A 24,861-nucleotide genomic window follows, 5' to 3' on the forward strand; every position below is an offset into this window, starting at 1 on the left:
AACCCTAGAGGCCGGCGGTCCTGGCTTCCCACACCACTGCATCCGAGGGCTGCAGAGCCGTGGGAAGCCAGCGGCCAATGCGTTGGAAAGCCTCGCGCCGAATGGGCTCAGGTGACAGGAAGATGTCGTGGAAGGCGTTCGGCAACCGGCTCACGGTGACGGTGTCCGCCAAGGATAAGGAACGGTGAGCCACGGCGTCGACGTTCAGCGCGACGTCGGCGGTGAGGGCATCGGCTGACCATTTCGGTTGCAGGTAGCTTTTGTCCGAGAGCATGACGAGCACCGGAACGTCGATACCCAAACCGGCCGCCACCGTGGCTTGGCCCCGGAACACTGCATCCAGGAAGGCAGGCGTGATGGGGAAGCCCCGGTCTGGCCTCCACTCAAGGTTGTAATCCCATTCGCCGTCCAGCGCCGCCGAGACAGCACGGGTATAGATGCCTGGATCCACGGGCGGCAGCGGGGCGAGCGGGTGGAGCTTTGCGTGGAGTCCGATCAGGGGTGCAATTGCGCGCCGGCCAAGCTCCGTGGCCTGGAATTCCAGCCACGGACTGTTGAGGATCAGCGCGGAGGCAAGGCCCGGGTGTCGGTGGGCCCACAGGCTCAGGGTGAGTCCGCCCGTTGAGTGGCCCAGCACAATGAGGGGGCGGTCTTCGCCAGGGACACCGGAGCGGCCCATGGCTGCGAGTGCTGCGGCGATGTCGGCGTCGTAATCGGTGAGGTTGGTGACGAAACCCGGAACCAGCCCGGGGCGCAGGCTCCGGCCGTAGTTGTGAAGGTCCAGGGCATAGAAGCGCGCGCCGGCCCGGTGCCAGAACTCGGCCAGATGGCGTTGGAAGAAGTAGTCGGACCAGCCGTGGACGTAGAGGACGTCGGCGTCGGTGCCCGCACCGTCCGGAACATCCAGCCACTGTGGACCACCGCCGAGGAAGCGCACCAGGGTGGCGACAGCGCCGCCGTCGAGCGTTAGCGTTTGCTGTTCGAAGCCTTCGCCAAGAATGTCCGGGGTCCACGCCCGGGTCATGCGTCTTTTTCCTTTTGCCAGGGCCAGCGGCCCGTGATTTCCAGCTCCAGGGAGAAGCTGAGGAACGTCCGTATCAGGACGATGATGGCCAGGACGCCAACGCTTTCGAAGGTGGGGGTGACTGCGACGGTGCGGATGATGTCGGCGGCCACCAGGAGCTCGAGGCCCAGCAGAATGGACCGCCCCAGCAGCTGCCTGTAGGAGCGGTAGGGGGAGAACGGGGTGAGGCCGCTGGCCCGTTTCGGTTGGTATCCCCGGAGAGCCATCGGTAAGGAAACCAGGGCTCCGATCACCATGACAGCCACTCCGGCGGCGTCCATGTACCGGCCGACTTCTTCGATGATGTGCTGGAAATCCATGGCCCTCCCCGGTTAGGTGCGTGCCCTTACCGTCTCACACAACAGACAACGACGGCGGCAGCCTGGTTCCGGATCTACGGAACCTGGCTGCCGCCGTCGTACGTTGTTGAACGGTACCGCTACTGCGCAGGCGCAGGCGCCGGAACCGGGAAGAAGACCCGGGGATCCTGCAGCAACGCGGGGTAGTCGAAGTCGGTGCGCTTGATCACGTTGGTGACTTCGAAGTTGCGTGCGAAGCGGCCATCAACAGTGATGGGGCGGCCCTGAATCAGGCCGACGGCGAAGATTTTGCCACCGTCAAAGGGCACAGCGAGCTCGGTCTTGCCGGGCAGGGTGTTGAACGCCTGCTCCTGTGCTTGACGCTTGCGCGTGGGCTTTTTCTCCTGTTGCTTGACGGGCCGCTTCTTGGGCCCCTTCACCTGGCGGCGGGACTTCTCCTCGGCGTATACGAACTGGTATTCGTCAGGATCCGAGGGGGCGGCGGCGCGGGCTTTTCCGTGCGGGGGCATGGCCACGGTGGTGAGCTGCTCCGGGCGGAGGTCCTCCACGTTGGAGCGCAGAATGAGCAGGCGATCCTCTTCCGGGTCTTCCGGGTGGAACTCGTGCTTGGGTTCCGGCCACACGTACTCGAGCTTTTCCTCGGTGCCGGGGAAAAGCTGGGAGTAGTGCTTGGGGTCTTTGGTGATCAGCTTGGAGCGGTGGCTGAGGTGCAGGTCCTCGTGCCCAAGCCACGGCGGCATGATGATCCTGGAGGCGTAATCCGGGTGTGCGGCCTGCGGGGCGAACTCGGCGATGTTGTCCCGGGTGTTGTCCGGGTGGCCGCGCTTCATCCACTCGTCTGCCATGGCGATGCCGTACATGGTGAGAGCCGGGACGTGGCCCATCCACATACGGACGGCGGGGTGCTGCTGCCAACCGTACTCCGGGATGACCAACGCGCGGAGGACCTGGAGTGCTTCGACGCGCTGTTTGCCGAGCCTTGAAGTGTCGAGCGCCGCGGCACTCTCACGGAAATCGGCGAAAGGGAGGAAAGTCTGCATCCTTTCAGTTTGAGGGGTGGCGGGGGTCAGAACCAAGTTCAGTGCCGCGGGACACGCTCCCGGGTTGGGGCCTAGAGTTGCAGGGTGGAAACTTTTGGCGAGAAAACTACTGCCCCGGCGCTTCCTGTTGCCGAACTGCACCTGCACATCGAAGGGACCCTCCAACCAGAGCTGATCTTTGCCCTGGCCGAACGAAACGGCATTGAACTGCCGTACCAAGACATTGAGGAACTCCGGGAAAAGTACGAGTTCACTGACCTGCAATCCTTCCTGGACCTCTATTACGCCAACATGGCCGTCCTGCAGACCGAGCAGGATTTCACCGACATGACACGTGCCTATCTGAAGCGGGCCGCCGCCGGGGGAGTGCGTCACGCGGAAATCATGATGGATCCCCAGGCGCACACTTCCCGGGGAGTGGCTTTGGAGACCTGCGTCAATGGCGTGGCCAACGCCTTGGCCACTTCCGAGGAAGACTTCGGCGTCACCACCTTGCTCATCGCGGCGTTCCTGCGCGACATGTCCGAGGACTCGGCCCTTGAAGTTCTGGACCAGCTCCTGGCGATGCACGCTCCGATCGCAGGTATCGGCTTGGACTCCGCAGAGGTGGGCAATCCGCCGTCGAAATTTGAGCGCCTTTACCAGCGCGCCGGCGAGGCGGGCCTGCGACGAATCGCGCACGCGGGCGAGGAAGGTCCGGCGTCCTATATCAGCGAGGCCTTGGATGTGCTCCACGTTGAACGGATCGATCACGGCATCCGGTGCATGGAAGACACGGACGTCGTGCAGCGGCTCGTCGCTGAACAGGTTCCCCTCACGGTCTGCCCCCTGTCCAACGTCAGGCTCCGCGCCGTGGATAGGCTGGCTGACCATCCTCTGCCCGAAATGCTGGCGATCGGCCTGAATGTCTCCGTGAATTCGGACGACCCCGCCTACTTTGGCGGCTACGTGGATGAGAACTTCGAGCAACTGGTGAAGGTCCTGGAATTCTCGGTGCCGGAGCAGGCCACCCTGGCAGCCAACTCCATCCGGTCCTCGTTCGCCAGCGACGCCCGTAAAGCGGTGCTGCTGGACGAGGTCACGGAATGGGTCAAAGCATCCGTCACACCTGCTTAAAGCGCCACAGCCGAGACCTGCACATCACTTGCGGCGCTTGTGATGTCACACTCGGTCACGACACACGGTGTTTACCATTCCCAGTCGCGGGAATTAACAATTCATTGGCAAACTGCTGTGGAGTATCCACTGTTGAAGGAGAAGCATGGGCGCGAACACCGCCGAAAACACCAACCTTCGTTTGAAGGCCGTCCTGGACATCCTCGCGGAGAGCGTATGGTCCGGGGCGACGCTGAACGCCGGCGAGGTGCTGGCCGAAGCGATCGTCCGGGTACCTTTCAGTGACCATGAGGCCGAGCTTCTCAGTGGCGGAATCCCGCGCGGCCACAAGACTCTGACATCGGCTTCGGCCAAGCTGGTCAAGGCCGGCTGGCTGGTCAAGGGACGTTCAGGGTGGACCATCCCTGAAGACGGCCTGCGCGCGACGGTCGCCTTCCCGGATGCGGCGGCGTTTGGTGCAGCGCTCGACGCCGGAACTCCGGTCCCAGCCGACGTCGCCGTTCCAACGGCCCCGCCCGCGAAGCCCCAAGCAAAGAAGGCTGCTCCTGCCAAGCGGGCCGCTGCGAAGAAGGTGACCGAGCCCAAAGTTGCGGCCGCTGACGTAGCCGAGCCTAAGGTCGCTGCGGCCAAGGTGTCCGCGCCGCGGGCCAAAGCGGCAACAGCCAAGGCTTCCGCCGTTGCAGCATCCCCTGCCGCTAAGAAGACCACCCGAAAGGCGCCGGCGAAAGCAGTGGCGGCATCCGCCGTCGAGACCCTGCCGCAGCCGGACGCGGTGGCGATTGCCGGTGACTTCAACAAGCTGCTTGGAGCAGCCGAAGATTGGGCGCCGCAGTATGACGAGGCCCAGATGGAGTTCAACCCCATCGTCCAAGTGTGGACGTTGACGGCTGAACTGCCTGCCGGTTTCTACACCTACAAGATCGCGCTGAACCGTTCGTGGGACGAGAACTATGGTGCGTTTGGAGCCCGTGACGGCGCGAACCACGAGTTGAACCACGACGGCGGACCGGTCACCATCACGTACAGCCACGCGACGCGGGACATCGTGATCGGCTAAGTCTCCTTAGCTCGGAACCCGCCCTTGTTCGCTCTGCTCTCCGTTCAACGGAGAGCGGGACGGGCAAGGGCAGGTCTGGTTAAAGTGGATTCATGACTGACGAAACCCTTCGCCTCACAGCCCGTATCACCGGTGTGGTCCAAGGCGTGGGTTTTCGCTATTGGACTGCCCGGAAAGCTGACGAGCTCGGCCTGAAGGGGACGGTCCGCAACAGCACGGACGGTTCCGTGGAGTTGGTTGCCGAGGGAGAAATAGAGGGCATTAGCCGTTTCACGGACTGGCTTCACTCGTCGCGGGCGCCCGGCCGGGTGGAGAACGTTGACTTCCAGACTTCCCAAGCCACCGAGGAGTTCGACGACTTCCGGATTATCGGTTAGCGCCTAAGCCGCTGCTACGCCCCCGGCGACGCCGTGGTGAGCCCGGATTCCATGGCGGCAAGTAGTAACTCTTGGTCGTACGCCACCAAGGTGTCGGACTGCAGCCGTATGGCTGTGGCCAGGTGAATAGCGTCCGCGCTCCGAAGCTGTCTCGGAAGTGCCGCTGCGTACATGAGGTCTGAGCGGGATACGTCCACCAGATTAATTCCGGCCAGTACCGCATTGACCAGTTCGAAGGGCATACTCCTGCGACGAGCCGCGCAATGCAGTTCCGTGTAAAGCAGCATTGACGCGACAAGATGCCCTCCAGAGGCCGCCTTCTCTACCAAATAGCCGGCAGCGTCCGCTGACTCTTTCTCATTAACCACCAACTTCATGACGGCAGAAGTGTCAACGTAAACGATCACCGGTCGCCGCGCAGATCGGCCAAGATGTCGGTTGTTGTCATGTCGCTGCTGATACGGGGCAGGATGGTGAAGTCCACGGGAGATTCACTCGCAGGCCTGATGCTACCGGCTTGGAGCAACCGCTCAAAGGGTGAGGCTGACGGTGGAATGAGGGTGGCCGCAACCTCGCCATTGTTGGTGACGTCAATGACTTCGCCATTCTTGACGCGTTCCAGAATCTTGCTGCTCTGGTTGCGCAGTTCGCGGTGCGGAATAGTTGTCATGATCTACCTCCGTAGCAATCGTAGCACCCTGGGTGGAGGGGCTTCTTCCGGGGTAGTTCAGGCCGGCAAGGTGGCTGTCCGCGTCGCTTGGATGTAGTGCTCCAGCGACTTCAACGCAGGCTGCGATGAAGCATCCCGCACGGCATCTGCGCCCACAGCATTTGCAGCAGCCAAAGCGTGCGAGTGCTCCAGGCCGGATTGGAGCGCCAGGACCAGGGCCGCGCAGAAAGCATCCCCGGCTCCGATGGTGTTGGCAATATCGGTAACCCGTACGGCGGGCGCTTCGGCGACGCGTTCGCCGTCGACGAAGATCGCAGAACCCTCGCCGCCATAGGTCACTGCAACCAACGGAGCATCACGCAGGGCGGGGATCAGTTCATACTCGGTCTCGTTCACGATCACCAGGTCGCAGCGTTCCAGCAGCTCGGGAATGATCGGCATTGCCGGGGCAGCGTTCAGTGCGAAGAATCCTTGTGTTCGCTGAGCGGCTTCCAGCACTACGTTCTGGTCCACTTCGAGCTGGCAGAGAACGGCCTCGTCGTCGTCGAAGTCCACGCCCTCCAGGGTCACGGAGCCGTTGGCTCCCGGGCACACCATAATCTGGTTCTCGCCTTCTCCGTCCACCAGCACCAAGGCGGTTCCCGTGGCGGAGTCCACCCGGGCGATGTCCTGGACGTCGACGCCGGCCCCCGCCATCGCGGTGATGAGGCTGAGGCCCGCTTCATCGTGGCCCACGGCCCCCACCATGCGGGACCTTCCTGCCAGCCGGGCCGCAGCGACGGCTTGGTTGGCGCCCTTGCCACCGGGCTGCTGGCGCAGAATGCCGCCGCCCACGGTTTCGCCAGGGGAGGGGAGGCGGCTTGCAGTGGCGGTGATATCCAGGTTGATGCTGCCAACCACGGTGAGGGTGGGGGAGGAATTGGGCGCAGAAGACTGGGGGGTGGTGCTCATGGGAGGTCCTTTTCGGGAGATTGGCTGAGGCGGGATTTCAGGAGGACTGGATGACGGAGAGGTGCCCGGCCTTGGCAGCCACCAGGCACTTGGCCAGATAGAACGGGGCATCATTCCGGCGCACGTATTGCGTGAGGACCAGTACGGGATCGGACGGACGGAGCCCGAGCAATTTCGCACGGCTGGGCCCGGCCGTACTGAGGCTGATCTGGCATTCGCCGGGGCCAAGGGGTGCGCCGGGCAGTCCGCTGAGAACTTCCAGGAGCGTTGAGGCGGGAAGCGTGGGAGCCTCGGCAGCTTCGGCCAAGGCCTCGGCTTCGGGGATTCCTTGGGCTACGTTCTCTTGGAGATGCGCCAGGGGCTCGCCGTTCCTGATGAGGACGCTTTCCCAGAACCACACGTCCTCGTCAGGCTGCACGCCAATTCCCGGCGCCACGAATTCGGACGCCGGTTGCTTGATGGCGGCTACCCGTTTGACCTGGATGTCCTGGTCCTGCCCGCCCAGAAGCTGATCGAACGGGCGGATGTGTTCTATGCCGATGCGGGGGAGCGAATCGGCAACAAAGCGGCCCACTCCACGGCGTGCCCGGGTGAGGCCGTCTTCTTCAAGCAACATTAGCGCTTCCCGGATCACGGTGCGGCTGACGTCCATCATGGTGCCGAGCTCAGTCTCCGTGGGGAGCAGTGAACCTGGCGGCAGGATCTTGGTCCGGATCGCTTCGGCGATGCGGGAGTAGGCCGCGACGCGCAGGGGCTGCCCTGGTTGGGTAGCGATGGGCCGGGACAGGAACTGGACGGCGTTGTCGGTCAAGGGTGCCTCACTTGAGATGGGTTACGGATACTGTACCGGATGACTGTGATAGGTTGCACAAGCTCGTAATACATGCTTGTATAACAACTCACATCTCGTGGCGCCGCCCCGCGCCCTCGGACAAAGGAGTTTGATGTGAACATCCCCACCGCCACAGGCACGCAGCCTGGAGAACCGCAGGCTGTAGCCTCAGCGGACCCCACCACAGCGACGGACCAGGGCCGCTTCCATGGCAAAGCCGCCGCGCTGCTGATCACCACGCTGGTGCTCGCCGTCCTGGCCTTCCAGCTCAACGCCAGCATGATCACCCCTGCGCTCCCACACATTGGCTCCTTCTTCGGGGAGACGCCGGAAGCCGTGGCCCAGGTCCAGTCCATGTTCTTCCTCGCCGGCGCCATCTCCGGGCCCGTGATCGGCCGTTGGAGCGACTTCATCGGCCGCCGCAACGCACTCCTGCTGGTGCTGGCTATCATGGGCGCCGGAACAGTGCTCTGCATCTTCGCGCCCACCCTGCCGTTGCTGGTGGCCGGCCGCTTCATGCAGGGTGTCTCGAGCGCCATCTTTGCGCTCTCCTACATCGTCCTGAACGAGTACCTGCCTGCCCGACTTTTCGGCACCTCCATCGGCATCATCGCTGCCATCAACGGCGGGGTCGGCGGCGTGGATGGATACTTCGGCGGACTCATGGCCGAGACCCTGGGTTTCCAGTCGATCTTTGTGGCAGTCCTGGTGCTGGCCGCGATCGCCGTCGTCTGCGTCATCAAAGTGGTCCCGGGCGGAAAGTCCACCGTCGCTCCCGGCCGGATGGATTGGTGGGGCGCAGGTTCGCTGTCCGTGTTCCTGGTGTTCATCACGTACTTCGTCTCCACAGGCTCTTCAGCAGGGTGGACCTCGCCTGCTGCCCTCGGCCTGCTCGCCGGCAGCATCGCATCCTTCACAGCCTTCTGGCTCATCGAGAAGAAGCGCGCAACCCCGTTGGTAGCTGTTCACCACCTCCGTTCACGCCAGGTGTGGCCTGTCATCGCCACCACGGTGCTGACGCTCGCGGGCATCTTCGCCATCATCAACTTCACCGTGGTGCTGCTGAGCCAGGACAAGGAAAACGGCTTCGGCCTCACCGCGTCCGTTGCTGCCCTGCTCTTCCTCACCCCGGCAGCGCTCATCGGCGTCTTTGCGGCACCGCTGGCCGGCTGGATCGCCGACCGCCGTGGCTGGATCAAAACAGTCCGTGTTGGCACCGCCACCAGCCTGGCCTGCGCAATCGTCGCAGCACTCTTTGCCCACAACCAGATCGCAGTCCTCATCGCGATCGCGGCGCTGGGTATCTTCTACAACGGCTTCTTCCTCACGGCCATCAACGGCCTGTCCGTCCTCCTCTCGCCCAAGGAAGCACCTGCCGCTTTGCCGGGCATCAACGGTGCCTCGTTCGGCATCGGGGCGAGCCTCGGCGTCGTGGTTGTTGCACCCTTCGCAGGCCAAGGCACCGCGGCAGGATACTCTGCAGCCCTGTGGATTTCGGTGTCCATCACCGCCCTCGCATTCATCGTCAGCCTCTTCATCGCCGCCCCCAAGGGCGAAAAAATCTAACGCACGACGCCGGAACGCGGCTTCGCAGGCAACCCGCCTCTACTTCACCCCAAGCCCGCTACACCTGAAACGAGAGACATCATGACCCAGCCCGCCCCCTTCTTCCTTGACTGTGACACCGGGATCGACGACGCCCTCGCCCTGGCCTACCTCCTGGCTTCCCCGCAGGCGGACCTCGTTGGCATCGGCACTGTGAGCGGCAACGTTAGTGCGGCCGGCGGAGCCCGGAACACCTTGGACCTGCTGAACCTGGCCGGTCACCCGGACATCCCCGTGGCAGTGGGTGCGCACGATCCCCAGGTTGGCACTTTCCATGGCGGCGCACCGCACGTCCACGGCGACAACGGCATCGGCGGGGTGGACCTCGTCCCGTCCGACCGCGAACCGGTATCGGCCACAGCGGCCGAGTTGTTGGTCCAATTGGCCTATCAGTACGCGGGGGAGTTGCGCCTGGTGGCCATCGGTCCGCTGACCAACATCGCCGAGGCCCTGCGCCTGGAACCAAAACTTCCTGAGCTGATCGCCGAAGTCACCATCATGGGCGGCGCGGCCTTGGCACCGGGAAACATCTCACCCGTGGCTGAAGCCAACATCGCCAACGACCCCGAGGCCGCTGCCGAAGTCCTGGCCGCCAGCTGGAACGTGACGCTGGTGCCGTTGGATGTGACCATGACCAACGTCCTGGAAGAAAACCACCGCCAGGAACTGCTGGCCACCGAGCACCCGGTCTCGCAGGCGCTGGGCGACATGCTGGGCTACTACTTCGGTTTCTACGTCGACATCTTCGGGCGGGCTTGCTCGGCCATGCACGATCCCCTCGCCGCGGCCATCGCCGTCAGGGGAGTGGAGCTCACCCTCGCCCCGACCGTCCGCGTCCAGGTGGACACCACTGACGGCCCCGGCCGCGGCCAGACGGTATGCGATCTCCGCGGCCAATACGCGGGGTTCCCGGCACAGAGCGGTGCCCGTTGCCGTGTGGTGCTGGAAATCGGCGAAGACTTCGCTCCGCACCTGCTCGGAACCATGCAGGCGGCCTGGCTTACTGAAGCCCAGGCTGCGGCACCCGTCGCCTGACTGACGGCAGACTGAGGATCGACGACGACGGCGGCAGCGGCCCGCCGTCGTCGTCCTTCTTTAAGGCGTTCACGTGTACATGAGTGAGCCGGGCGTGGTCAGTTTCTCGCCGGTTTCGAGCCATGTTTTGAGGCCGGAGAGAATCATGGGCCAGCCGCCGTAGAGCTGATCGTTAGCGCCTTCGCGGAGCTGATCGTGCGTGACGGTTAGGTGGCATGAGTCGCCGACGGGTTCGATTTCCCACGTGATCCGCGACGTCCCCTCCGCCTTCACGTCCTCGCCCCAGAGCGCCCGCATGGTTTGGACGAGCCTGCGCGGGGGATCGACTTCGATGTTCTCGCCCTCGCCCAGTGGAGCGCCGGCTTTGTCGTTGTGCATCTCGAAGCGGCTGCCCGGCGTCCAGTCCGAGGTGAAGGTGTTTCCGAACTGGTATTTGCTGCGGATCTCGCTATCCGTGATGGCCTCCCAGAGCCGCTCCGGAGTGGTTTTGATGTAAATCTCGAAGATCTTTTCCATGGGACTTTCCAATCTGGATTTGAGGTCGCTGAGGGCAGCGGCCCATGGTTCTGCGTATTTACTCACCCAACGATCGTGGATGAGACGAATGGGCACCGGGTTCAGGAAGTGCAGCTTTTCACGCCCCCGACGGCGGGTGACCACCAATCCCGCATCCTCCAGCAGCTTGAGGTGCTTGGCGATGCCGAAACGGGTCATCTCGAACCGGGCTCCCAAGGCAGAGGCAGACTGACCGTCCTCGCGGAACAGCTCATCCAGCAGTTCCCTGCGGGTTGGATCTGCCAAGGCCTTGAACACTACGTCCATGGACTCAGAATAGGTGACCATTTGGTCACGTGTCAACGGGTTGGCAGCGAGGTCGCGGGAACGCTGCGGGATCGCCGTTCCTGTCCGGAGGTATCCGCATGCTTCCCGCGATCTCGGCGGGACCTCGCGCCATTGGCTTCCAGGCAGAGAGTTCCGATAGTTTCCACGAATGCTCGGAAACTTATCCACCGATAGGTCGGCTTTCGCCTGCCAACACTGCGATCTGCGGCCCTGAAACTCGCCCGTTGCGACCACAATTCCCCTATCCGGGCGCTCCAAAGTTACTCACAAGTTTCGGATAGTCAGCTGTTGTTATTGCGTAAACTTTACGATAGTTTCTCACTGTGATGTGCGTCGCACTGCGACGAAGGCCGAGTGAAGGACAATGATGACCATCCACCCTGAAGACGCGCGGATTGCCGAGGCGCGGCTGAAGCAACTGCACCAACGGATAGGCGGGATCGCCTACGGCGGGGACTACAACCCCGAGCAATGGCCGCGCGACGTGTGGCTCGAAGACGCCAAGTTGATGCAGCAGGCCGGGGTGAACCTGGTAACGCTGGCGGTCTTCTCCTGGAGCCGTTTGGAAACCAGGGACAACGTCTTTGATTTCGACTGGCTCGATGACGTCATGGACCTGATGCATGAGCATGGCATCGGTGTGGACCTGGCCACTCCGGACGCCGTGCCGCCGGCCTGGCTGGTGGAGCAGCACCCGGACATCATGCCGGAGCGCCCGGACGGCAGCATCTTCGGCTTTGGTTCCAGGCAGCACTTCGATGTTTCGCATCCGGTGTACCGTGCCAAGTCCCTGGCATTGGCCGAGAAGATGGGTGAGCGCTACGCCAATCACCCTGCGCTGCGCATGTGGCATGTCGGAAACGAGTACGGTCCGGTGTCCTACGGTCCTTGGGCGGAGAAGGCCTTCCGCGAGTGGCTGCAAAAGAAGTACGCATCCCTGGATGAACTGAACCAGGCCTGGAGCACCACAGTCTGGGGCCAGATCTACAGCGACTGGAACCAAGTCCGCGTCCCCGCCCAGCCCCGCACGTGGTCCAACCCGTCGCGACGCCTGGACTTCCACCGCTTCACCTCGGACAGCATGCTGGAACACTTCAAAGCCGAGCGGGATATCCTCCGCCGGCACAGCCCGGATTTGCCGATCGTCACCAACTTCATGCGCTTCTACAAAACCAACGACTACTGGGGCTGGGCAGCCGAGGAAGACGCGGCGGCACTGGATATCTATCCGGACCCGCGGGAAGAAGACGCCCACATTGCCGCCGCTTTGAACTTCGACCTCATGCGGTCCTTGCGGCACGGACAACCGTGGATGGTCATGGAGCAAGCCACCGGCGCGGTCAGCCAATGGTCCGTCAACGTGTCCAAGGCGCCGGGCAAGATGCGGCTTGGCTCCTACCAGGCCATTTCGCAGGGTGCCGATGCCATCTTGTTTTTCCAGTGGCGCCAGGCCAAGGGCGGCACCGAGCGGTACCACTCGGCCATGGTCAACCACGCCGGACCCAACACCCGGATTTTCCGGGAAGTGTGCCAACTCGGCAATGAACTGAAGTCCCTCTCCGACCTCACCGGAACCCGGTCCACGGCCAAGGTCGCGATTGTTTTCGACTGGGACTGCTGGTGGGCACTGGAACTCGGTAACTCGCCCAGGTCCGACCTCAACTACCCGCAGGAAGTGCTGCGCTTCTACCGCCCACTGTTCGAGGCCAACATCACCGTCGACTTCGTCAACGCGAACAGTGACCTTTCCGCTTACAGCCTGGTGATCATGCCGGCGTCGTACCTCCTGACCGATTCTTCCGCCGCCCGGTTTGAAAATTACGTGTCCGGCGGCGGTCGGCTGGTGGTCTCCTACCTTTCGGGCATTGTGGATCAGGACAACACCATCCGGCTGGGCGGCTACCCGGGCGCGCTGAGGAATGTCCTGGGCGCGTGGAGCGAGGAAATGCACCCCCTCGCCGAAGCGGACGAGCGCATCAAGCTCACAACGCCCGACGGCGGTACCTCCTCCGCGAGTTACTGGACTGAGCATCTGCACGCCGAAACAGCTGAAATTTTGGCGAGCTACTCATCGGGTCGCTTGTCCGGATTGCCAGCAGCCACGCGTAACTCCTTCGGCCTGGGCACTGCCATGTACCTGTCGGCACGCGTTGACGACGGATTGTTGACCCAACTCCTCGACGACGAGCTCCGCGCGGCCGGTGTGCAGCCGGAACTAAACGCTCCCGGGGGAGTCCAGGCCCGCCGTCGAACCGGCACCACGGCGGACGGCGCCGCCGCAAGTTTCCTCATGGTCCTCAACCACAACGATGCTCCGTCCAGCGTGGACGTGCTCGACGGCGGTACGGACCGCCTCAGCGGACGCCGAGTCAGCGGCGTGGTTGAGCTCCCTGCCAACGGCGTCCTGATCCTTGACGAAAACCTTGGAAGGGGGAAGGTCTGATGGCATTGCACATCGACGGTCCGCCCAAGGTGGTCCCGGGGGTTGAGGCCCCCAAAGCAGCGAAGCGGCGCGACAAACCCGGCAGTTGGAAGCTGGCCCTCAAACGCGACTGGCGTTTGTACACGTTGTTGGCACTGCCGCTGCTCTACCTGCTGATTTTCAGGTATTTGCCGATGGCCGGAAACGTGATCGCCTTCCGTCAGTTCCAGCCCGGTGGAAGCATTTTTGGCGAGAAGTGGGTGGGCTTCAAATACGTCACCCTGTTCATCAACGACCCCAGCTTCTGGCAAGCCTTCCAGAACACCATCGTCCTGGGTGTCCTGACCTTGCTGTTCTGCTTCCCGATGCCCATCATCTTCGCGCTGATGCTCAATGAGCTGAGATCCCAAAAGTTCAAGAAGTTCGTGCAGACGGTGGCCTACCTGCCGCACTTCATGTCCGTGGTGATTATCGCCGGCATGATCCTGCAGAACTTCTCCATGACCGGCACCGTGAACCAGATTGCGGAATCGTTGTTCGGAACGTCCGTGAACTTCACCCAGGACCCGGGCTGGTTCCGGCCCATGTACATCAGCTCCGAGGTATGGCAGACCATGGGGTGGGGCGCCATTCTCTATCTTGCCGCGCTGACCCGTGTGGATGAATCCCTGTACGAGGCGGCCAGGATTGACGGCGCCAACCGGTGGCAGCAGACCTGGCACGTGACCCTCCCGGCCATCAGGCCAACCATCGTTACCTTGCTGATCCTGAACATCGGCACCTTTATGGCAGTGGGCTTCGAAAAGATCCTCCTCATCTACAACCCGCTCAACTACGCAACGTCAGATGTCATCTCCACCTACCTGTACCGGGTGGGATTGGAGTCCAGCAACTTCAGTTACGCGGCCGCAATCGGAATGTTCGAATCCGTCATTGGCCTCACGCTGATCCTCTCAGCGAACGCGATCTCCAAGCGCGTCGCAGGAACGAGCCTGTGGTGAACAAGACAGCGACTGCCCTCAAGGGTGCTCCAGCCCAAGGTGTCCTCTTGAAGGATATGAAAGTCTCCCGAGGTATGCGGATCTTCCGGGCCTTCAACCTGGTGTTCCTGCTGCTGGTGGTGTTCCTGACGGTTTATCCGTTCTTGAACATCATTGCCCAATCCTTCTCCAGCGAAGGCTTCATCAACGCGGGACAGGTCAACCTGTTCCCCATGGGGTTCAACACCGAGACGTACAAGCTGATCCTGGCCGACTCCACGTTCTGGAACAACTACGGAAACACGGTGCTCTATACCGTGGTGGCGACGGCCATCTCCATGGTCCTGACGACGTCGTTCGCCTACGCGATCGCCAAAAAAGAACTCAAAGGGCGCAGCGTCTTCATTGGCTTGGCGGTGTTCACCATGTTCTTCAATGGCGGGCTCATTCCCAACTACGTGCTCATCAGTTCGCTCGGCATGCGGGACACTATCTGGGCCGTGGTGCTTCCCAACGCCATCAGCGTGTTCAACCTCCTCATCATGAAGTCCTTCTTCGAAAACATGCCCAGGGAGTTGGAAGAAGCAGCGTCAATCGACGGGCTGACCCAGTACGGGGTCCTGTTCAGGGTGGTGCTGCCGCTCAGCAAGGCAATCGTGGCCACCATGGTGCTGTTCTACGCCGTAGCCAACTGGAACTCCTGGTTCCAGGCCTTCCTCTACCTCGACAACCCGGACCTCTTCCCGGTCACCATCTACCTGCGCAACATGATTGCCGGAGTCACCACAGCAGGCTCGGCCGGCGGCACAGCGGAGAACGTCGGCCAGATCGCCGCCAACATCCAGTCGGTCACCATCGTCCTGACCGTCATTCCCATCCTTTGCGTCTACCCCTTCGTTCAGAAGTACTTCTTCTCGGGCGTCATGCTCGGCTCCGTCAAGGAATAACCCTTATGAAAGGACATCCGATGATCCACAAACCTGAGTTCCGCAGGCGAGACTTCCTTGGCCTGGCATCCGTTGTCACCATCGGACTCATGCTGACCAGCTGCGACGCCGATACCGGCGAGAAGGTAGACACCTCAAAGTCACGCAACGGCGCCATGGACAGCTTCGGCGTCGGGGACACCTTCAAGGCCACCGTCCCTCTCAAGTTCACGTTCCTGTTCTCGGACCAGCCAACCTATCCCTATAAGAAGGACTGGCTGCTGTTCACCAAAATGGCCAGTGACAACAACGTCACCCTGGAACCCACCATCGTCCCCAACAGTGACTACGAGCAGAAACGCAGCCTGCTCATCAGCTCCGGCAGCGCACCTGAAATCATCGCCAAGACCTACCCGGGACAGGAAGCGGCGTTCGTATCCGCAGGGGCAGTCCTGCCCGTCAGCGACTACGTGGACCTCATGCCCCACTTCCAGGAAAAGGTCAAGAAGTGGAAGCTGGAGCCTGAAATTGCGGGGCTGACCCAGGAAGACGGCAAGTACTACGTCCTCCCCGGGCTCCACGAAGAACTCTGGCCCGATTACTCCCTGTGCATCCGAAAGGATGTGTTGAAGAAGGAAGGGCTTGCGGAACCCACCACATGGGACGAATTCCGCGAGTTGTTGCGCTCGCTGAAGAAGGCCTACCCGGACGTGGTGCCCTATTCAGACCGGTTCAAGGGAGACAGTGTCCTGAACATTGCCAGTGCGGCCTTCGGGACCGTGGCCGGATGGGGCCTGGTTGACGGCCTGCAGTTCGATGAGGACAAGAAAGAGTTCAGTTTCGGCGCCGGATCCAGCAAGTTCAAGGACCTGGTGACGTACTTCAATTCCCTGGTGTCCGAGGGGCTGATGGATCCTGAAAGCTTCACCCAGACCGACGACTCTGCCGTCCAAAAGTTCGTGTCCGGGAAGTCATTTGTCATCAGTGCCAACTCCCAGAACGTCATCACCTACCGCACCTCCATGGAGCAGTCCTTGGGCAAGGGCAGCTTCGAGATCGGCAAGATTACTGTCCCCGGTGGCCCGGCCGGGGACATCATCGGGGGAAGCCGGTTGGAGAACGGCATCATGCTGAACTCGTCCGTGAAGAACAAAGACAGCTTTGTGGCACTCATCCAGTACATCGACTGGTTGTTCTACAGCGACGCCGGTCAGGAATTCAGCAAGTGGGGCGTGGAAGGAACCACGTTCACCAAATCCGGCGGGAAACGCCAACTTGCCGCGGACATCAACTTCCAGGGACTCAACCCCGCCGGCACCAAGGACCTGCGGGTGGACTATGGATTCTCCGGCGGAAACTTTGCTTACGGTGGCACCACGGACCTGCTGCAGTCCACGTTCAACGACGAGGAACTGGCCTTCCAGAAAGCCATGAAGTCCAAGAAGCCGCGCCCAGTGTCCCCGCCCGTGCCGTTCAATGATGTTGACCGGGAACAGGCCACCCTGGCCCTCACCCCGCTCAAGGACCATGTCAAGCAAAACACCCTCAAATTCATCACAGGGCAGCGACCTCTCGGCGAGTTCGACGCTTACGTGAAGGAACTCGACAGCAAGGGGCAGACCAAATACGTGGACTTGGCGAACAAGGCCTACAAAGCCTACGCCGATAAGAAGTAGCCTTTCCGATGACTGCCAAGGAGGCGCATTACGGCACAGGCCCGCTGTTTAGAACCGCGGGTTTGGTGTACGGAGTCATGGTGGGTGGAGCGTTGCTGGTGCTGGCCAACGCGTTGGTGGTGCTCATGCCCTTGCTTGCCGGACTTCTGGGTCCCGCGGCGTTGCTGGGTTTTGTGCTGGTGGGCCCATCCCTGGTGGCTGTCTGCTATGCCTTCAACAGACTTCTTGCCGGGGAAGATTCGGGTGTCTTCCGCGTCTTTGTCCGGTCGTATCGCAGCAACTTCGGCCAGGCCGTGGTGGTGTGGCTTCCGTACGCTGCCCTCCTTGCGGTCATCCTTGCGAACCTCACCAGCTTGCCGGGCAGCGACCTTCCATCGGTTGCTGCCCGGATCGGCCTGGTGGGGCTTGGCCTTCTGGTGTGCACGGCCGCTTTTCACGCGATGCTGCTGCTGGCCCGCTTCACTTTCCGTACCGTGGATATCTACCGGCTGTCCGTGTACAGCATCGGTGCCTGCAAACGGGTAGCCCTGGGAAATGTTGGGATTCTGTTCGTGGCGGGGTTCGTGCTGATCTCCACGACCGTGTGGCTGATGCTGTTCGTGGGCGGCCTGACTGTCTACCTTCTGTGCCTGAACTCCAGGCCGCTGCTGGCGTTTGTGGAGCAAAAGTTCACCGTGGATGGAGGAAGCTCCCCGGCCGGGCCCGCCCGGGTGGGCTAGAGGTTCGTCCGGACTACCGCACCTTGGGCGATCACTGTGCTGACCTTCTCCAGTGCGGAGCCATCCGTCAGCGGATCCGAGTCAACAATTACGACGTCGGCCATGGAGCCACGCACCAGGCGCCCCACGCTTTCGCCGCGTCCCAGCAAACGGGCAGCATTCGTTGTGGCGGCTTGGAGCGCCTCCAAGGGTGTCAGGCCCGCTTCGGCCAGCAGGCGTGCTTCCGTTCCGATGGGAGTGACATCCGTTCCGAAGGAATCGGTTCCGGCCACAATCGTGACGCCGGCATCCTTGGCTGCCCGGACTGCGGCCTGCAGGATGGGCGTGTATTCCTCACCGCGGGCGGCCAGGATGGGGTTGGTGGAATTGGCCATACTGGTGATCGCATCCATGGTGGGAGTGAAGAACGTGCCGCGCCTGGCCATGTCCTGGATGGTTTTCTCCGTCATGAAGACGCCGTGTTCGATGCTGCGGACACCGGCCCGAACCGCGCCGTCAATGCCCTCGGCACTGTAGGCGTGGCAGAGGACGCCGGCACCCTTGGCTGCCTTGACGATCGCTCCGATCTGGTCCACGTTGTACACCAGCTCGCGGGGGTCCTGCTCCGGGAGACCTGCCCGTGGGTTGGCCCGGGTCTTGATGACTTCAGCACCGCGCTTGAGGTTGATACGGGTGAGGTATGCAAGATCTTGGGGCTCTTTGACGCCACCGCTCAGCGTCGCCAGTGGTGCCAGGTCCGGATCGGCCAGCAGGGAATCGCCCTGGTCCGGCGAGATAAACAGGCCCGCCGGAGTCATCCTGGGTGAGAGCCCAGGTGCCCACGATGGCAGGGCGGCCAGGACAATGTCCTGATAGAAAGTGCTCGAACCACTACGGACGCTGGTGGCCCCGCCTTGCAGCAGAGTGCGGGCGTCGGCCAGCGCGTTGGCGTGGACGTGGGCGTCGACGAGTCCCGGGAGCACCCATTTGCCCGAGGCGTTCAGCACGCGGGCACGTTTCGCGACGGCGGCCACGGCCTTTCGCGTTTCGTCGCGGCTTCCGACGGCGGTGACCTTGCCGCCGTCGAGCACCACCACGCCGTCGGCCATGGCGTCGCCGGTCTTGGGGTCAACCACCGTTCCGCCCTCAATGATCACGGCCTGGGTATTCAGCGGCTTTCCGGGGTAGTTCGGTCCCGCCTGGCCGTTGTCCGCAAGGGCGGCTGGCGCTGATGCAAACTGTGCGGCGATACCGGCCACGGAGATCCCGGCTAGGGCTGCGGCTCCGGCGAGGATACCGCGGCGGGGCAACTCACTCTGGGGTTTGGGTGCTGAGGTGTGATCGTGAAGGCACATGGGGACTCCTGGGGACGAGCTGCGGGGCCGCTACTGGGCTGCGGATTGCATTTGGTATTCCAGAATGCCTCAGAAGATGGATGTGATGCAAGCAATATCTGCGTCTGGCCACGAATGTGCGCAATTCTGGTATGCCAGAAAGTCTTTCCGGGAAGTGCCGGCGGGGAAGGCAGCGGGAAGTGAACACGCCAAGCACTCATCCGCCGTTGCGCACCACTCGCCGCTCATCACCACACGACGGAGAAGCGCGCGCACCAGGGCGCCGTGCTGGGGCAGCGAACGGCGCAATCTGTGGCGGGTTAATGTTCTCTGCGTTCTCTATGTTCTGTGGGGTGTGTGGTGGTGGTTGCGCCGGGGTGTTTGTTGGGGGTCGATGTGGGGTGTTCAACGGAGAGTTTGATCCTGGCTCAGGATGAACGCTGGCGGCGTGCTTAACACATGCAAGTCGAACGATGATCCCAGCTTGCTGGGGGATTAGTGGCGAACGGGTGAGTAACACGTGAGTAACCTGCCCTTGACTCTGGGATAAGCCTGGGAAACTGGGTCTAATACCGGATACGACCATCTGGCGCATGCCATGGTGGTGGAAAGCTTTTGTGGTTTTGGATGGACTCGCGGCCTATCAGCTTGTTGGTGGGGTAATGGCCTACCAAGGCGACGACGGGTAGCCGGCCTGAGAGGGTGACCGGCCACACTGGGACTGAGACACGGCCCAGACTCCTACGGGAGGCAGCAGTGGGGAATATTGCACAATGGGCGCAAGCCTGATGCAGCGACGCCGCGTGAGGGATGACGGCCTTCGGGTTGTAAACCTCTTTCAGTAGGGAAGAAGCGAAAGTGACGGTACCTGCAGAAGAAGCGCCGGCTAACTACGTGCCAGCAGCCGCGGTAATACGTAGGGCGCAAGCGTTATCCGGAATTATTGGGCGTAAAGAGCTCGTAGGCGGTTTGTCGCGTCTGCTGTGAAAGACCGGGGCTCAACTCCGGTTCTGCAGTGGGTACGGGCAGACTAGAGTGCAGTAGGGGAGACTGGAATTCCTGGTGTAGCGGTGAAATGCGCAGATATCAGGAGGAACACCGATGGCGAAGGCAGGTCTCTGGGCTGTAACTGACGCTGAGGAGCGAAAGCATGGGGAGCGAACAGGATTAGATACCCTGGTAGTCCATGCCGTAAACGTTGGGCACTAGGTGTGGGGGACATTCCACGTTTTCCGCGCCGTAGCTAACGCATTAAGTGCCCCGCCTGGGGAGTACGGCCGCAAGGCTAAAACTCAAAGGAATTGACGGGGGCCCGCACAAGCGGCGGAGCATGCGGATTAATTCGATGCAACGCGAAGAACCTTACCAAGGCTTGACATGAACCGGAAAGACCTGGAAACAGGTGCCCCGCTTGCGGTCGGTTTACAGGTGGTGCATGGTTGTCGTCAGCTCGTGTCGTGAGATGTTGGGTTAAGTCCCGCAACGAGCGCAACCCTCGTTCTATGTTGCCAGCGCGTGATGGCGGGGACTCATAGGAGACTGCCGGGGTCAACTCGGAGGAAGGTGGGGACGACGTCAAATCATCATGCCCCTTATGTCTTGGGCTTCACGCATGCTACAATGGCCGGTACAAAGGGTTGCGATACTGTGAGGTGGAGCTAATCCCAAAAAGCCGGTCTCAGTTCGGATTGGGGTCTGCAACTCGACCCCATGAAGTCGGAGTCGCTAGTAATCGCAGATCAGCAACGCTGCGGTGAATACGTTCCCGGGCCTTGTACACACCGCCCGTCAAGTCACGAAAGTTGGTAACACCCGAAGCCGGTGGCCTAACCCTTGTGGGGGGAGCCGTCGAAGGTGGGACCGGCGATTGGGACTAAGTCGTAACAAGGTAGCCGTACCGGAAGGTGCGGCTGGATCACCTCCTTTCTAAGGAGCTGCTAACAATGTGTTGCCGGCCTGCATGGGTTGGTGATGGGTTGTCAGTGTTGCCCATTGCGCAGGCGTCTGTTCTGCGGTGGGTGCTCATGGGTGGAATATCAACGAATCAAACTTGTTTGGCATGGCCTGTTCTGGTTGTGTCCTGGTGCTAGTACGGCATCCTGTGCCTCTCTTTTTTTGGGGTGTGGGGTGTGTGGAACGTGGCTGGGGCGTGGTTGGGGGGTTGTGTTTGGCGCACTGTTGGGTCCTGAGGCAACAGGACCTTTTTGCAGCAATGCAGGGGGGCATCTTCTGGTGTTTCTTTTGTTCCTGCAACCGGTTCCTCCGGTCACCGTAAATCAGTCCCTTTTTGTGGGGGTTGTGGTGGTTGGTGGTCTGGTTGACGGGGTTGTTGTTTGAGAACTACATAGTGGACGCGAGCATCTAGAACACACGCGTGGTTGGTCTCCTTTTTTGGGGGTTGGCTGGTGTGTGTTCTTACAGCAATTTCTTATGAATGAACCTGGCCCTTGTGGTCATGGTTCTCTCGAGTAAGTGATGCATGATCGGACGTGAGTCCGGTTTGTGTGGTCAAGTTTTTAAGGGCACACGGTGGATGCCTTGGCATTAGGAGCCGAAGAAGGACGTAGGAATCTGCGATAAGCCTGGGGGAGTTGATAACCGAGCGTTGATCCCAGGATGTCCGAATGGGGAAACCCCGCACAACGCTGTCATGGTGATTGTGTGACCCGCATCTGAACACATAGGGTGCGTGGGGGGAACGCGGGGAAGTGAAACATCTCAGTACCCGCAGGAAGAGAAAACAATAGTGATTCCGTTAGTAGTGGCGAGCGAACGCGGATCAGGCTAAACCGTTTCCATGTGTGATAGCCGGCGGGCGTTGCATGGGCGGGGTTGTGGGACTTTCCGTTCTGGTTCTGCCGGACCAGTGAGGTGAGGTGCAGGCATAGGTGAACGGTCTTGAAAGGCCGGCCAGAGAGGGTGTGAGCCCCGTAACCGTAATGTTGTGCATCCCCTGGGGAGTATCCCAAGTAGCACGGGGCCCGAGAAATCCCGTGCGAATCTGTCAGGACCACCTGATAAGCCTAAATACTTCCTAATGACCGATAGCGGACCAGTACCGTGAGGGAAAGGTGAAAAGTACCCCGGGAGGGGAGTGAAACAGTACCTGAAACCGTGTGCTTACAATCCGTCGGAGCCAGTCTGATTCTGGTGACGGCGTGCCTTTTGAAGAATGAGCCTGCGAGTTAGTGTTACGTCGCGAGGTTAACCCGTGTGGGGTAGCCGTAGCGAAAGCGAGTCTGAATAGGGCGAGTGTAGTGGCGTGATCTAGACCCGAAGCGGAGTGATCTACCCATGGCCAGGTTGAAGCGACGGTAAGACGTCGTGGAGGACCGAACCCACTTCAGTTGAAAATGGAGGGGATGAGCTGTGGGTAGGGGTGAAAGGCCAATCAAACTCCGTGATAGCTGGTTCTCCCCGAAATGCATTTAGGTGCAGCGTTGCGTGTTTCTTGCCGGAGGTAGAGCTACTGGATGGCCGATGGGCCCTACAAGGTTACTGACGTCAGCCAAACTCCGAATGCCGGTAAGTCAGAGCGCAGCAGTGAGACTGTGGGGGATAAGCTTCATAGTCGAGAGGGAAACAGCCCAGACCACCAACTAAGGCCCCTAAGCGTGTGCTAAGTGGGAAAGGATGTGGAGTTGCGAAGACAACCAGGAGGTTGGCTTAGAAGCAGCCATCCTTGAAAGAGTGCGTAATAGCTCACTGGTCAAGTGATTCCGCGCCGACAATGTAGCGGGGCTCAAGTACACCGCCGAAGTTGTGGATTTCACATATTGCCCTAGCCTTCGTGGTTCAGGGGTGTGGAGTGGTAGGGGAGCGTCGTGTGGGCAGTGAAGTCGCGGTGGAAACCAGCGGTGGAGCCTACACGAGTGAGAATGCAGGCATGAGTAGCGAAAGACGGGTGAGAAACCCGTCCGCCGAATGATCAAGGGTTCCAGGGTCAAGCTAATCTGCCCTGGGTAAGTCGGGACCTAAGGCGAGGCCGACAGGCGTAGTCGATGGACAACGGGTTGATATTCCCGTACCGGCGAAAAACCGCCAATGCCAAGCGGGGGATACTAACCGCCCGGAGCCTGCCCTATCACCCTTGTGGTGTGTGGGTTTTGGCCGAGCGCGGGATCTGATCCTGGGAGGTAAGCGTATTAACAGGTGTGACGCAGGAAGGTAGCCGGGCCGGGCGATGGTTGCCCCGGTCTAAGGATGTAGGGTCAGGGATAGGCAAATCCGTTCCTGTGTGTTTCGAGCACAATCCTGAGATCTGATGGGACTCCCGTTTGGGGGGATCCGGTGATCCTATGCTGCCAAGAAAAGCATCGACGCGAGGTTTTAGCCGCCCGTACCCCAAACCGACACAGGTGATCAGGTAGAGAATACCAAGGCGATCGAGAGAATTATGGTTAAGGAACTCGGCAAAATGCCCCCGTAACTTCGGGAGAAGGGGGGCCTGCCCCGTGATGGAGACTTGCTCTCCGTGAGCGGGTGTGGGCCGCAGAGACCAGGGGGAAGCGACTGTTTACTAAAAACACAGGTCCGTGCGAAGTCGCAAGACGATGTATACGGACTGACTCCTGCCCGGTGCTGGAAGGTTAAGAGGACCGGTTAGCCCTTACGGGCGAAGCTGAGAATTTAAGCCCCAGTAAACGGCGGTGGTAACTATAACCATCCTAAGGTAGCGAAATTCCTTGTCGGGTAAGTTCCGACCTGCACGAATGGAGTAACGACTTCCCCGCTGTCTCAACCATAAACTCGGCGAAATTGCAGTACGAGTAAAGATGCTCGTTACGCGCAGCAGGACGGAAAGACCCCGAGACCTTTACTATAGTTTGGTATTGGTGTTCGGAGTGGCTTGTGTAGGATAGGTGGGAGACGTTGAAGCCCGGACGCCAGTTCGGGTGGAGTCATCGTTGAAATACCACTCTGGTCACTTTGGACATCTAACTTCGGCCCGTGATCCGGGTCAGGGACAGTGCCTGATGGGTAGTTTAACTGGGGCGGTTGCCTCCTAAAAAGTAACGGAGGCGCCCAAAGGTTCCCTCAGCCTGGTTGGCAATCAGGTGTCGAGTGTAAGTGCACAAGGGAGCTTGACTGTGAGAGAGACATCTCAAGCAGGGACGAAAGTCGGGACTAGTGATCCGGCGGTACATTGTGGAATGGCCGTCGCTCAACGGATAAAAGGTACCTCGGGGATAACAGGCTGATCTTGCCCAAGAGTCCATATCGACGGCATGGTTTGGCACCTCGATGTCGGCTCGTCGCATCCTGGGGCTGGAGTAGGTCCCAAGGGTTGGGCTGTTCGCCCATTAAAGCGGTACGCGAGCTGGGTTTAGAACGTCGTGAGACAGTTCGGTCCCTATCCGCTGCGCGCGCAGGAAATTTGAGAAGGGCTGTCCTTAGTACGAGAGGACCGGGACGGACGAACCTCTGGTGTGTCAGTTGTACTGCCAAGTGCATCGCTGATTAGCTACGTTCGGATGGGATAACCGCTGAAAGCATCTAAGCGGGAAGCTCGCTTCAAGATGAGATTTCCATACACATTATGTGTGAGAGGCCCCCAGCCAGACCACTGGGTTGATAGGCCGGATGTGGAAGCGAGGACTAAAGACTCGTGAAGCTGACCGGTACTAATAGGCCAACAACTTACACCACACAACACACACTGCACGCGTCCACTATGTGGTTCCCGAACAACAAACCCCTTGTTCCAGGAACCAACACAACAAAATAACAACACCACAGTTGTAACCAAAGATTTCCCACCCCACGGCCCACAAACCGTGCGGGACGGGTAACAGAGTTACGGCGGTCATAGCGTGGGGGAAACGCCCGGTCCCATTCCGAACCCGGAAGCTAAGACCCACAGCGCCGATGGTACTGCACCCGGGAGGGTGTGGGAGAGTAGGACACCGCCGGACA

19 protein-coding genes and 3 rRNA genes are annotated in these 24,861 nt (G+C 60.9%); 13 read left to right on the forward strand and 9 right to left on the reverse strand.

Features of this window, described 5'->3' with window-relative positions; translation table 11 throughout:
- Positions 1-4: 4 nt before the first annotated feature.
- From AR689_RS13010 to AR689_RS13020, 3 genes are all read right to left on the reverse strand, one after another.
- The gene (locus tag AR689_RS13010) at positions 5-1,024 is read right to left on the reverse strand and encodes an alpha/beta hydrolase (protein ID WP_062070762.1); all 1,020 of its coding nucleotides are present in this window, start codon (positions 1,022-1,024) and stop codon (positions 5-7) included.
- Positions 1,021-1,383 carry a DUF1622 domain-containing protein gene (locus AR689_RS13015; RefSeq protein WP_062070763.1) on the reverse strand — a complete coding sequence of 121 codons (363 nt, stop codon included), beginning with the start codon at positions 1,381-1,383 and terminating at the stop codon, positions 1,021-1,023. Before AR689_RS13015 ends, AR689_RS13010 begins: the two co-directional genes overlap by 4 nt.
- A 119-nt stretch (positions 1,384-1,502) precedes the next feature.
- Positions 1,503-2,423, reverse strand: a complete 921-nt coding sequence (locus tag AR689_RS13020; RefSeq protein ID WP_062070765.1) for an MSMEG_6728 family protein — start codon at positions 2,421-2,423, stop codon at positions 1,503-1,505.
- An 84-nt stretch (positions 2,424-2,507) separates the two neighbouring features.
- On the opposite strand from AR689_RS13020, the gene AR689_RS13025 reads away from it, so the two are divergent.
- The 3 genes from AR689_RS13025 (at position 2,508) to AR689_RS13035 (ending at position 4,973) form a co-directional block, all read left to right on the forward strand.
- A complete protein-coding gene (locus AR689_RS13025; RefSeq protein ID WP_062070767.1) occupies positions 2,508-3,539 on the forward strand; it encodes an adenosine deaminase in 1,032 nt (343 codons plus the stop codon).
- 145 nt (positions 3,540-3,684) lie between these two features.
- Entirely contained in the window at positions 3,685-4,596 is a 912-nt protein-coding gene (locus AR689_RS13030) for a pullulanase X25 domain-containing protein (protein ID WP_062070769.1), read from the forward strand.
- A gap of 92 nt (positions 4,597-4,688) precedes the next feature.
- Positions 4,689-4,973: an acylphosphatase gene (locus AR689_RS13035; RefSeq protein WP_062070771.1), complete on the forward strand. Its 285-nt coding sequence runs from the start codon at positions 4,689-4,691 to the stop codon at positions 4,971-4,973.
- A gap of 14 nt (positions 4,974-4,987) precedes the next feature.
- Here AR689_RS13035 and AR689_RS13040 read toward each other — a convergent pair whose 3' ends face one another.
- From AR689_RS13040 to AR689_RS13055, 4 genes are read right to left on the reverse strand one after another with little or no spacing between them, the layout of a single operon-like run.
- The gene (locus AR689_RS13040) at positions 4,988-5,380 is read right to left on the reverse strand and encodes a type II toxin-antitoxin system VapC family toxin (protein ID WP_062070773.1); all 393 of its coding nucleotides are present in this window, start codon (positions 5,378-5,380) and stop codon (positions 4,988-4,990) included.
- On the reverse strand, positions 5,377-5,643 hold the full coding sequence (locus tag AR689_RS13045) for a type II toxin-antitoxin system Phd/YefM family antitoxin (protein ID WP_062070775.1): 267 nt from the start codon (positions 5,641-5,643) through the stop codon (positions 5,377-5,379). Before AR689_RS13045 ends, AR689_RS13040 begins: the two co-directional genes overlap by 4 nt.
- Positions 5,644-5,700: 57 nt before the next feature.
- Positions 5,701-6,594 carry a ribokinase gene (locus tag AR689_RS13050; protein ID WP_062070777.1) on the reverse strand — a complete coding sequence of 298 codons (894 nt, stop codon included), beginning with the start codon at positions 6,592-6,594 and terminating at the stop codon, positions 5,701-5,703.
- A 37-nt stretch (positions 6,595-6,631) separates the two neighbouring features.
- A complete protein-coding gene (locus tag AR689_RS13055; protein ID WP_062070779.1) occupies positions 6,632-7,405 on the reverse strand; it encodes a GntR family transcriptional regulator in 774 nt (257 codons plus the stop codon).
- A gap of 135 nt (positions 7,406-7,540) precedes the next feature.
- Here AR689_RS13055 and AR689_RS13060 point away from each other — a divergent pair, with 135 nt between their 5' ends.
- Both AR689_RS13060 and AR689_RS13065 read left to right on the forward strand, forming a co-directional pair.
- Entirely contained in the window at positions 7,541-8,992 is a 1,452-nt protein-coding gene (locus tag AR689_RS13060) for an MFS transporter (protein ID WP_062070781.1), read from the forward strand.
- 81 nt (positions 8,993-9,073) lie between these two features.
- A complete protein-coding gene (locus AR689_RS13065; protein ID WP_062070783.1) occupies positions 9,074-10,066 on the forward strand; it encodes a nucleoside hydrolase in 993 nt (330 codons plus the stop codon).
- Positions 10,067-10,135: 69 nt separating this feature from the next.
- On the opposite strand, the gene AR689_RS13070 is transcribed toward AR689_RS13065, so the two are convergent.
- Positions 10,136-10,888 carry an ArsR/SmtB family transcription factor gene (locus AR689_RS13070; protein ID WP_062073783.1) on the reverse strand — a complete coding sequence of 251 codons (753 nt, stop codon included), beginning with the start codon at positions 10,886-10,888 and terminating at the stop codon, positions 10,136-10,138.
- A gap of 388 nt (positions 10,889-11,276) precedes the next feature.
- Between AR689_RS13070 and AR689_RS13075 the strand changes: the two genes are divergently transcribed.
- The 5 genes from AR689_RS13075 to AR689_RS13095 are packed head-to-tail and all read left to right on the forward strand — an operon-like array spanning position 11,277 to position 17,632.
- Positions 11,277-13,352, forward strand: coding sequence for a beta-galactosidase (locus AR689_RS13075; protein ID WP_062070785.1), 2,076 nt, complete (start codon positions 11,277-11,279; stop codon positions 13,350-13,352).
- Entirely contained in the window at positions 13,352-14,332 is a 981-nt protein-coding gene (locus AR689_RS13080) for an ABC transporter permease (RefSeq protein WP_062070787.1), read from the forward strand. Before AR689_RS13075 ends, AR689_RS13080 begins: the two co-directional genes overlap by 1 nt.
- 56 nt (positions 14,333-14,388) lie before the next feature.
- Complete coding sequence (locus AR689_RS13085; RefSeq protein WP_062073784.1) at positions 14,389-15,258, forward strand: carbohydrate ABC transporter permease; 870 nt, start codon at positions 14,389-14,391, stop codon at positions 15,256-15,258.
- Positions 15,259-15,263: 5 nt separating this feature from the next.
- Positions 15,264-16,913, forward strand: a complete 1,650-nt coding sequence (locus AR689_RS13090) for an ABC transporter substrate-binding protein (protein ID WP_062070788.1) — start codon at positions 15,264-15,266, stop codon at positions 16,911-16,913.
- Between the two features lie 8 nt (positions 16,914-16,921).
- Entirely contained in the window at positions 16,922-17,632 is a 711-nt protein-coding gene (locus tag AR689_RS13095) for a YesL family protein (RefSeq protein ID WP_062070790.1), read from the forward strand.
- Here AR689_RS13095 and AR689_RS13100 read toward each other — a convergent pair.
- Positions 17,629-18,966, reverse strand: coding sequence for an amidohydrolase family protein (locus tag AR689_RS13100; RefSeq protein ID WP_062070792.1), 1,338 nt, complete (start codon positions 18,964-18,966; stop codon positions 17,629-17,631). The genes AR689_RS13095 and AR689_RS13100 overlap by 4 nt on opposite strands.
- Before the next feature lie 384 nt (positions 18,967-19,350).
- Between AR689_RS13100 and AR689_RS13105 the strand changes: the two genes are divergently transcribed.
- From AR689_RS13105 to rrf, 3 genes are all read left to right on the forward strand, one after another.
- Positions 19,351-20,871 (forward strand): 16S ribosomal RNA (locus AR689_RS13105).
- Positions 20,872-21,451: 580 nt separating this feature from the next.
- Positions 21,452-24,594 (forward strand): 23S ribosomal RNA (locus tag AR689_RS13110).
- A 149-nt stretch (positions 24,595-24,743) separates the two neighbouring features.
- Positions 24,744-24,860: ribosomal RNA gene (rrf, locus tag AR689_RS13115) — 5S ribosomal RNA — on the forward strand.
- The 16S, 23S and 5S rRNA genes sit together here, the layout of an rRNA operon.
- Position 24,861 lies beyond the last annotated feature (1 nt).

The organism is Arthrobacter sp. EpRS71, assembly GCF_001512285.1.
Taxonomy (GTDB): Bacteria; Actinomycetota; Actinomycetes; order Actinomycetales; family Micrococcaceae; genus Arthrobacter.

Excerpts from the sequence above, each read along its gene's own strand:
- AR689_RS13010 (WP_062070762.1), bottom strand. The coding sequence starts at position 1,024 with ATGACCCGGGCGTGGACCCCGGACATTCTTGGCGAAGGCTTCGAACAG.
- AR689_RS13015 (WP_062070763.1), bottom strand. The coding sequence starts at position 1,383 with ATGGATTTCCAGCACATCATCGAAGAAGTCGGCCGGTACATGGACGCC.
- AR689_RS13020 (WP_062070765.1), bottom strand. The coding sequence starts at position 2,423 with ATGCAGACTTTCCTCCCTTTCGCCGATTTCCGTGAGAGTGCCGCGGCG.
- AR689_RS13030 (WP_062070769.1), top strand. The coding sequence starts at position 3,685 with ATGGGCGCGAACACCGCCGAAAACACCAACCTTCGTTTGAAGGCCGTC.
- AR689_RS13035 (WP_062070771.1), top strand. The coding sequence starts at position 4,689 with ATGACTGACGAAACCCTTCGCCTCACAGCCCGTATCACCGGTGTGGTC.
- AR689_RS13045 (WP_062070775.1), bottom strand. The coding sequence starts at position 5,643 with ATGACAACTATTCCGCACCGCGAACTGCGCAACCAGAGCAGCAAGATT.
- AR689_RS13050 (WP_062070777.1), bottom strand. The coding sequence starts at position 6,594 with ATGAGCACCACCCCCCAGTCTTCTGCGCCCAATTCCTCCCCCACCCTC.
- AR689_RS13065 (WP_062070783.1), top strand. The coding sequence starts at position 9,074 with ATGACCCAGCCCGCCCCCTTCTTCCTTGACTGTGACACCGGGATCGAC.
- AR689_RS13070 (WP_062073783.1), bottom strand. The coding sequence starts at position 10,888 with ATGGACGTAGTGTTCAAGGCCTTGGCAGATCCAACCCGCAGGGAACTG.
- AR689_RS13075 (WP_062070785.1), top strand. The coding sequence starts at position 11,277 with ATGACCATCCACCCTGAAGACGCGCGGATTGCCGAGGCGCGGCTGAAG.
- AR689_RS13080 (WP_062070787.1), top strand. The coding sequence starts at position 13,352 with ATGGCATTGCACATCGACGGTCCGCCCAAGGTGGTCCCGGGGGTTGAG.
- AR689_RS13085 (WP_062073784.1), top strand. The coding sequence starts at position 14,389 with ATGAAAGTCTCCCGAGGTATGCGGATCTTCCGGGCCTTCAACCTGGTG.
- AR689_RS13090 (WP_062070788.1), top strand. The coding sequence starts at position 15,264 with ATGAAAGGACATCCGATGATCCACAAACCTGAGTTCCGCAGGCGAGAC.
- AR689_RS13095 (WP_062070790.1), top strand. The coding sequence starts at position 16,922 with ATGACTGCCAAGGAGGCGCATTACGGCACAGGCCCGCTGTTTAGAACC.
- AR689_RS13100 (WP_062070792.1), bottom strand. The coding sequence starts at position 18,966 with ATGTGCCTTCACGATCACACCTCAGCACCCAAACCCCAGAGTGAGTTG.